The organism is Cysteiniphilum sp. JM-1, assembly GCF_008711525.1.
Taxonomy (GTDB): Bacteria; Pseudomonadota; Gammaproteobacteria; order Francisellales; family Francisellaceae; genus Caedibacter.
Genome location: NZ_VXKS01000034.1, coordinates 1 through 8,382, shown reverse-complemented (window position 1 = coordinate 8,382; position 8,382 = coordinate 1). Strand labels below are relative to the sequence as shown.

Here is an 8,382-nt window from a genome sequence, read left to right as displayed (position 1 = left end):
CATCAAGAAACAACGTGAAATAAGCTTATGTGAGAATAGAGTTAAAAAACTTCATTTGAAATCTCTGGCGTCAAAGCCTTATTTTATATGATCTCCAGTCATTTCCGGTCAGGCACTAGGTATAATTTGGATTATTTGGTTCAACCACCACTAAGCTTGCTATTGACATTGTAAAAGTTGCCCCCGCCTTTACATCTTCATTGGAAACTTTATCCATATCAAAACCTAACTCTTTAGATGGCGTTACAGGCTCAAAAATAATTTTATAAAATTGTAATTGATCTTCTTTATTACCTTCAGGCAGTCTGAAACCTACTTCACCCAGTTTTTTTGGACCAATAACTAATTTCTGCGGTGTTAATAGTAGTTTGCTTTGCATCATATCAGCCAAGCTAAGCTTCTTACCCGGATCATTGCCAAAAGGATCTTCAACTTTAATAAGATGTATTTTGTAGTACCCTGTTTGACATGCGTCGTTACTTAAGCGCTTAACAAGATTCAGACCATTGTTTTTTTGATCTTTATAGACATAGTCAAACATGCCATTTATACCAATTCCTGCACAGTCCTTATAAGGCACCGCATATACCATGCTACCCATGACTAATGACAACGTACTTAATATATGTTTTGCGAAAAATCTCATACCACTTTACCTATCATTTGTTATGCATCAAGCACTCCCCGAAGCGTCTGAGCACATAATACCCAGCTTAAGCATAATTTAAACCTCTTCTTAGTTAACAGCCATTAACATAACATGCGTTTTGATAGCTAACTACATCTATCAAAACACCGATATAATCGTTCTTCACGAATCAAGTAAAAATGGCTAAACTTGGGTAACAAGCCATGGATATAAATGGGGCAAAAAAAGAAATGAATATTAATAAAGTGCTTATAATTGATGATGACAAAGGGATTGCTGATGCAATAGCGCATTTTTTCGAGCAAAAACTCCTCTTTAGCTCACATGCCAGTTGTGGGCAAGATGCTTTGGAGATGCTACAAAAAGAGCGCTTCTCGGCAGTCATACTAGATCTTAATTTACCTGATATATATGGTATTGAACTATGCAAAAGTATTCGCAAAGAGTTGCCTGACATTCCTATTTTAATTCTTTCTGCCAACACCGGCGAGGTTAATCGTATTATCGGTCTTGAAGCCGAGGCTAATGATTATATGGAAAAACCGTTTAATATTCATGAGCTGTATGCGCGCGTTAATAATCTGATTAAATTCAGTATGAACAACAAATCAAATCAAACCAAAGCCATTATCTTTAATTCATTAAGCTATCACTTACATGATAAAACACTGTCAAGCCTAAGTAATAAAATTAATCTCACACAAACCGAGCAGCGTCTACTTGAGCTTTTTCTAACGCGCCCAGGACAGGTGATCTCCAAGCATGAAATTGCCGATAAGTTTGGCATGGCAGATCAATCTGACAGTCGCTCACTTGATGTTATTATCAGTCGTCTACGCACCAAAATTGATGACAAACAAGCCAATCTTTTACAAACCATTCGCGGTCATGGCTATGTTTTTGTCGGGCGTTTGCAGTATAGATAAATGCGTTGTGTCTTAATATGCCACTCGTAAATCAACTGACCCATCATAATGTATTTGTGATTTTTTGCACTTTTTAACAAGGTCTCTGCAATTCAATACGACAAGCTTATTGACATACTATTCAAATCGGTTCAAAATACGCTGCGATTTTAAATTAGCAGTTGATCCTATTTCAGAAAAGCGTGTCCGTTTCTTGATTGTGGTGATCTGTCACTTGATACCTAAAATATAGATAAATAATCGGAGAAGAACATTGGCTAATAGTAAACAAGCTAAAAAACGTGTAAGACAAGCAGAGAAAAACCGTCAACATAACATGTCTCGTCGTTCAATGATGAGAACTTTCATGAAGAAGACTATTAAAGCAATCGAAGCAAGCGATTTATCTTTAGCAAAAGATTGTTTTGCTAAACTTCAGCCAGTATTAGATCGTTATGCTACGAAAGGCTTAATCCACAAGAACAAAGCAGCACGTCACAAGAGCCGCCTTGTTGCTAAGATCAAAGCATTGGAAGTTGCTGCTGCGTAATCGCGCACCAGTCAGTTGATCAAAAAGCTCCTTAATGGGGCTTTTTTTTTATACGAATAAGGATATATAAACATGTACTCACTTAAAACACTTGCCGAAGATCTTGGTGGTTATGTCCATGGTGATGAGTCAATTGTCGTTGATCGCTTAGCAACACTCAAAGGTGCTAAATCAGGGCAGCTTTCATTCTTAGCAAATAGCAAATATATCAATGACCTTAAAGACACCAAGGCTTCAGCGGTTTTATTAACCAAAGAGGCGCTTGAGCTTTGCCCAACAAACGCGGTGGTTCTTGATAACCCTTATCTTGCCTTTGCCAAGGTGGCTGCTTTGTTTGATCGCGCACCGAAGGCGCGTTCTGGCATTCACCCAAGTGCCACAATCGCAAGCTCTGCCAAAATTGCTGCAAATGCATCCATTGCCGCCAATGTCGTCATTGGTGAGCATGTGACTATTGCCGAAAATGCAATTATTGGCGCTAATTGCGTGATCTTAGATAACTCAAGCATAGGCACAAAAACAGAAATTAAGCCTAATGTCACGATCTATCACGGTGTGCATATTGGTGATTATTGCATTATTCATGCCAATTCGGTGATTGGATCAGATGGTTTTGGTAATGCCAAAGATGAAAAAGGCAACTGGGTTAAAATTCCACAAATCGGTGGGGTGACTATTGGCAATCATGTTGAGATAGGTGCTTGCACCTCTATTGATCGAGGTGCGATTGATGACACTATTATTGCCGATGGCGTTAAAATCGATAACCAAGTGCAAATCGCACACAATGTCATTATTGGTGAAAACACCGCCATTGCAGGCTCAACAGGTGTTGCCGGATCGGTCACTATTGGCAAAAATTGCCTACTTGGCGGTCAAGTCGGCGTCAGTGGTCATTTGGAAATCTGCGATAATGTGTTATTGGCAGCTGCCTCAAATGTTAGCAAAAGCATTACCGAGCCTGGCTTTTACACGGCAGCATTTAATGCTCGCCCGCATATGGAGTGGAAACGCACCAGCGCGCGCATATTTAGGTTAGATAAACTGGAAACTCGTGTTAAAATGCTCGAGCAAAAATGCAAAGATTCTGAATAAACCAACGTAAGGCACATTACACATGCAGCTTAACATTCAACAAATTAAAGAAATTTTACCGCATCGTTACCCTTTTTTATTGATTGATAAAATCCTTGAAATTAACGTCGAGGAAGGCACGGCCATTGCTCAGAAAAATGTCACTGCCAATGAAGAGTTTTTTAATGGTCACTTTCCAAATCAACCGATTATGCCAGGGGTTTTAATCGTTGAAGCCATGGCACAAGCTATTGGTGTTTTGGGCGTTAAAATGATGGGAAGTGAACAAGATCAATTAGATCATAAGAAACTTTTTGTGCTTGCAGGAATTGATAACGTGCGTATTAAGCGCCCTGTTGTCCCAGGTGATGTCTTAAAATTCCATGCAACGATGGGCAAGATCAAGCGCGGTATGTGCAAAAGTGAAGCTCAAGCTTATGTGGATGGCGAGCTTGTTGCTAGTGCTGAGTTTCTTGCAGCTTATAGGGAAATGTAAACGTGATCGATAAGAGAGCAGTTATTCATGAAACAGCAGAAATTGCTGACAATGTCACAATAGGACCCTATGCCATTATTGGTGAAAATACCAAAATCGGTGAAGGCTGTAATATTTCTGCTCATGCGGTTATTGGTAAAAATGCCATTATCGGCAAGAATAACCGTATATTCCAATTTGCCTCTGTCGGTGAAGAGCCAATTGACCGCACTTTTCATGGTGAGTTTTCACAGCTTATTTTGGGTGATAATAATATCATTCGTGAATGCGTGACAATTCACGGAGGCACTGCCAAAGAAGATGGTATTACACGTGTAGGCAATAACAATCTGATTATGAATTATGTGCACATTGGTCATGATTGCCGTGTTGGTAACAATGTCACTCTTGTTAATAACGCAGCACTTGCTGGTCATGTACATGTCGATGATTTTGCCACCATTGGCATTAACTCAGGGATTCACCAGTTTTGTCGCATTGGAGCGTACGCTTTTATTGCCCATATGGCACTAATCACACAAGATGTCCCGCCTTATTTGATGGTGACGGCATCACCTACTACCTCGCCTTGCGGCATTAATGTCGAAGGCTTAAAAAGAGCAGGCTTTTCCTCGCAAGATATTCGCCAGATCCGAGAAGCTTATAAAATCATTTATCGTCAAGGTTTACGTTTAGTTGAAGCCATTGAAAAACTTAAAGTCATGCAACAAGAAACACCCGCCATTGAGCGATTTGTTACATTACTAGAAAGCTCAAAACGCGGGATCATTCGCTAATGCGTATTATGCTTGTTGCTGGCGAGCTCTCTGGTGATCAGCTGGGTGCGGGCGTTGTGCGTTTACTAAAACAGCATTACCCTCACGCCATTCTAGAAGGTATTGGCGGTCAGCAAATGATTGATGCCGGACTTAAAAGCTTTTATCCCATTGAAACGCTATCCGTCATGGGACTTTTTGAGGTGTTAAAGCACCTTCCGGCTATCTTAAAGGTGCGCAAAGGAATTCTCAAACATTGCCAAGATAATCCACCAGATATCTATATTGGTATTGACGCACCTGACTTTAACCTACCGATTGAAGCTAAGCTTAAAGCGCGTGGCATCAAAACTGCGCACTATGTCAGCCCGTCTGTTTGGGCATGGCGCGAAGGTCGCATGAAAAAGATCAAACGTGCTACTGATGTCGTTTTTGCGATATTGCCTTTTGAGGAAGCTTTTTATCAAAAACATAAACACAAAGCGATCTTTGTCGGGCACCCTTTAGCCAATAAAGTGCCGATGAATGAGGATACTGTTGGCGCACGCAAGCAACTGGATATTGATACAAACCCCAATAGGAAAGTTATTGCATTACTACCAGGCAGTCGCACACAAGAGATCATTCGCATCCTACCAGTTTTCTTACACAGCATTGCCGAGTTAAAACGCCAAGGTTATGAGTTTGATACCTTGCTGCCTGTAGCGAAAGAAAGTTTATATGGTGAGATTAATAAACATCAAGAACTGCTTGATAAGCTCAATATTCAGAAATTCAATGGCAATGCGCACATGGTGCTACAAGCCTGTGACTTTGCCTTGGTCGCCTCAGGTACCGCCGCACTTGAAACGATGCTTTATAAAAAGCCGATGGTTATTGGTTATCAAATGTCAACAATCACAGCAGCCATTGTTAAGTACATGCTAAAAACAAAATTTGTTGGCTTGCCAAACATTCTTGCTGATAAAGAAATAGTCCCAGAGCTCTTGCAGAAAAATTTCACAGCTAATCAAATTACTCATGAGTTAAAACGATTCTTTGACGATCAAGCGTATACTCAAGAGATTAAAGCAACTTTTCACCGCTTACATCAGCTATTAATGCATGACGCTGATCGCAAAGTCAGCGATGAAATTATAAATTTATTAGATTCTTAGCGCTTTTGTCTTTTTAATTAGGCATGCATTGATTAGAATAAGCCACTATTGAAATACCATTATATAGATTATAAATATGACTCAAGTTCAATTGATTTTATTGCTTAGTATTATCATCGTGATTTTACTGTTGATTGATGCATTTCGCCGCAGCAAGCGCAAGAAATATAAGCGTGAGATGGCAGAGCTGCAAGCCATTCAAGAAAAAGAGAAAGCTGTCAAAAAAGCGCAAAAATCAGAAAAAACAGCACATAAACAACAAGCTGATACCAAGCAATCACATAAAGATGCAACATCACATGACAAAAATACAGTAGACGTTGCGCAAAAAATTGAGCTTGGCGCTGATATCAAAGTTGATCCATTAGCCGATACACCAATTAGTGAGTTTGAAACATCTCATGCGGATTATCCGCAACTCGAAAAAGGGATTGTCAACTATTTTATTAGCGCACCGCGTGGTTACGTATTTAATGGTGAAGATCTAGATACTTTGTTTAAACACAGCGGTTTAAGCTTTAACGCTGAGGATCAAAGCTTTGAGCTGTTAACCCAAGACAAAGACGTCTTATTTAGCATCAAAGCTGACGCGCCAGTCAAAGGATTTGATCCTGAGAGTTTCACACAAAAAGATTACACACGCCTATTATGCCGTTGTGATATTGCTGATCTTGTACAATTTTATGAGCCACAAGTGTGCTTTGATCATTTCACTAAGAGCATTGAGAAAATTAACATGCGCTTAGGTGGCACCCTACTTAACGAACACAAACGCCGCTTCACCAGTCATGATCAAAGTGCTTATACACAACACGTTAAGCAGTTTGAAGCTAAAAAGTAAACTATCATCACATAACTTTAAGCACTTTTTGGTATCCACGAGTTTGCCAATACACTTTTGATTTCATCCTGTTGATCTTGACTTAACAAATCCTCACCAACACCAGTTTCAACATTAAAGCTTGCCAAAGTTTGGATAATCACATCGATTTGTTTATTACTCAGCACGAATTGCTCAACCCCAATCTCATCAATTTGATGCGCTTCAGATTCAAACCAATCTTGAACCACAATCTCTCGCGGCTTGTTGCTATCCGCCAAATTCTTAATCATCAGGTTACTGACTTCACGATAAAAGCGTAAATCTGTCGTTTTAACGCCATTTAGCTTCATAAAGTCACTACTGTTATCGTTATCATAGTTGTCAACAACTGTTTTCTGTGTTTGTGCAAAATCAACTTCATAGCTATCTTGACCACTACCACCATGAAGATAGCTTAGATCACCATTTGCAACTAGCACATCATGATTATCGCTACCTGATTGTACATTTTCTCTTTTAATCACCGTGCCATCAGCAAATTCAAACCCACCAACTTTTGTACGGGTATAGCCACTTACTGCATAAAAATTCTCTATGAGTACACGATTAGTTGCATCATCCCCAACCTGAATATTCAAGGTGTTACCCTGTTTACTTAAGCTTAAACCCTCAAAACTAATGCCCATCAATCTTTAATGGATTTATAATGTTTTGGATGCCAAAGGCTTCAAATGTGATACTTTCGCCTAACTGCTCACCTAACATCGCACTTTGCGCTTGTGCAATACTGCCACCTAACGAATGACCCGTGGTGGAGATCGTCATGGGTTTTAAATTATCTCGAATTTTATCCACAAAAGTCACTCCAGCAAGCATATTATCAGCAATATTACCAATAAGCATTTGCACATCCGAGATAACATCACCTGCACTATCAGTCCCTTTATTGACTATTGCAATACTTGTTTTGTCATTAATCGGATTGATTGCAATACCATAATAATCCAGACCGCCCACACCGACCTCTCCATTATGCTCAATTGTCGTACTTGTCTCCCTTAACTGAAAATTATTTAAAACTTCGCTAAATTGTGCCGGCATAGTCGCAATTTGTTGTTTAATATCATCAGGGATGCCTTTTCTAAAATCACCGTGCTCATCATAAATATAATCGTTTAGCGTTAAATCTTTTTTGTCACTATTAGCAACTACCGAATTATCAAAAATATAATTGCCTTTATTGTCACCTTCGGTACTTATTGCATAGATAAGATTGCTTAATATGGCAGCTTGCTGCTGTGTTATTATCTTAGCCATGATTGTTCTCCTATTGTTTGTTGTATATATCTTTTATTTGTTGATACATGGGGGTATCGATTAGCCACTTTGAGTCTGAGAGCTTAGCTCTTCTTGTTATAACCCATGAATCCTGCTCCCCATAAACTAAAGAATCATACTTGGCAGCTCTTCTGGGAATAAATTTAAAATATTGCGCCACATCTAAGGGGCTTTTAATGTTTTTGCCTATATTGGCATATTTGGGGATATTTGGTTGCCCGTAACACTCTCTTTTGACGCCATTTATTGTACATTCATATATGTCTATAATTGCCCAAGTGTATTTATTGGTTTCCCAACCCTGTTGACGAACAAATATTTCATAACTGAGTGGAAACGTAACGAATTGTGGTTTTGCTGGTAAATCCATAAGCTGAATGCCTATTGCATAACTAAAAAAATCTGCTGACAACAAGTGGTTATTTATTAGGTGACAATTAGCTTTACCGGTCACGACAACTAGAATTGCCGGTTAAATCATGTAGGCTATTCCTTAATCAATAAAGCTGCAGATAGTTAAGATTAAGGTATGGCAAGAAAACGAGTCACAACAGAACAGGTAAAGCTATACATGAAACTCAGACAAGAAGATAAACTCACCCAGATTGGCTGCGCTGCTAAATCAGGCTTTAGTG

The 8,382-nt window shown here is 39.3% G+C and carries 11 protein-coding genes; 7 read left to right on the top strand and 4 right to left on the bottom strand.

Annotated features, from left to right (window positions below; all coding sequences use genetic code 11):
• Window positions 1–115 precede the first annotated feature (115 nt).
• On the bottom strand, window positions 116–646 hold the full coding sequence (locus tag F3D68_RS10630) for a hypothetical protein (protein WP_151194418.1): 531 nt from the start codon (window positions 644–646) through the stop codon (window positions 116–118).
• Between the two features lie 233 nt (window positions 647–879).
• Between F3D68_RS10630 and F3D68_RS10625 the strand changes: the two genes are divergently transcribed.
• From F3D68_RS10625 to F3D68_RS10595, 7 genes are all read left to right on the top strand, one after another.
• Window positions 880–1,575, top strand: a complete 696-nt coding sequence (locus tag F3D68_RS10625) for a response regulator transcription factor (RefSeq protein ID WP_191092804.1) — start codon at window positions 880–882, stop codon at window positions 1,573–1,575.
• Window positions 1,576–1,828: 253 nt separating this feature from the next.
• Window positions 1,829–2,104: a 30S ribosomal protein S20 gene (rpsT, locus tag F3D68_RS10620; RefSeq protein WP_151194416.1), complete on the top strand. Its 276-nt coding sequence runs from the start codon at window positions 1,829–1,831 to the stop codon at window positions 2,102–2,104.
• 72 nt (window positions 2,105–2,176) lie between these two features.
• Entirely contained in the window at window positions 2,177–3,199 is a 1,023-nt protein-coding gene (gene lpxD / locus F3D68_RS10615; RefSeq protein ID WP_191092803.1) for a UDP-3-O-(3-hydroxymyristoyl)glucosamine N-acyltransferase, read from the top strand.
• Between the two features lie 22 nt (window positions 3,200–3,221).
• Window positions 3,222–3,674 carry a 3-hydroxyacyl-ACP dehydratase FabZ gene (gene fabZ, locus F3D68_RS10610; RefSeq protein WP_151194414.1) on the top strand — a complete coding sequence of 151 codons (453 nt, stop codon included), beginning with the start codon at window positions 3,222–3,224 and terminating at the stop codon, window positions 3,672–3,674.
• A 2-nt stretch (window positions 3,675–3,676) separates the two neighbouring features.
• The gene (gene lpxA / locus F3D68_RS10605) at window positions 3,677–4,450 is read left to right on the top strand and encodes an acyl-ACP--UDP-N-acetylglucosamine O-acyltransferase (RefSeq protein ID WP_151194413.1); all 774 of its coding nucleotides are present in this window, start codon (window positions 3,677–3,679) and stop codon (window positions 4,448–4,450) included.
• Window positions 4,450–5,586: a lipid-A-disaccharide synthase gene (lpxB, locus tag F3D68_RS10600; protein WP_151194412.1), complete on the top strand. Its 1,137-nt coding sequence runs from the start codon at window positions 4,450–4,452 to the stop codon at window positions 5,584–5,586. Before lpxA ends, lpxB begins: the two co-directional genes overlap by 1 nt.
• Window positions 5,587–5,662: 76 nt before the next feature.
• A complete protein-coding gene (locus F3D68_RS10595) occupies window positions 5,663–6,427 on the top strand; it encodes a cell division protein ZipA C-terminal FtsZ-binding domain-containing protein (RefSeq protein WP_151194411.1) in 765 nt (254 codons plus the stop codon).
• Between the two features lie 17 nt (window positions 6,428–6,444).
• On the opposite strand, the gene F3D68_RS10590 is transcribed toward F3D68_RS10595, so the two are convergent.
• Genes F3D68_RS10590 through F3D68_RS10580 form a run of 3 tightly spaced genes read right to left on the bottom strand, consistent with a single transcriptional unit; the run spans window position 6,445 to window position 8,117 of the window.
• Window positions 6,445–7,095: a calcium-binding protein gene (locus F3D68_RS10590; protein WP_151194410.1), complete on the bottom strand. Its 651-nt coding sequence runs from the start codon at window positions 7,093–7,095 to the stop codon at window positions 6,445–6,447.
• Window positions 7,085–7,726, bottom strand: a complete 642-nt coding sequence (locus F3D68_RS10585; protein WP_151194409.1) for a hypothetical protein — start codon at window positions 7,724–7,726, stop codon at window positions 7,085–7,087. The genes F3D68_RS10590 and F3D68_RS10585 overlap by 11 nt, the downstream gene beginning before the upstream one ends.
• Window positions 7,727–7,736: 10 nt before the next feature.
• Window positions 7,737–8,117 carry a hypothetical protein gene (locus F3D68_RS10580; RefSeq protein ID WP_151194408.1) on the bottom strand — a complete coding sequence of 127 codons (381 nt, stop codon included), beginning with the start codon at window positions 8,115–8,117 and terminating at the stop codon, window positions 7,737–7,739.
• Window positions 8,118–8,382: the final 265 nt, after the last annotated feature.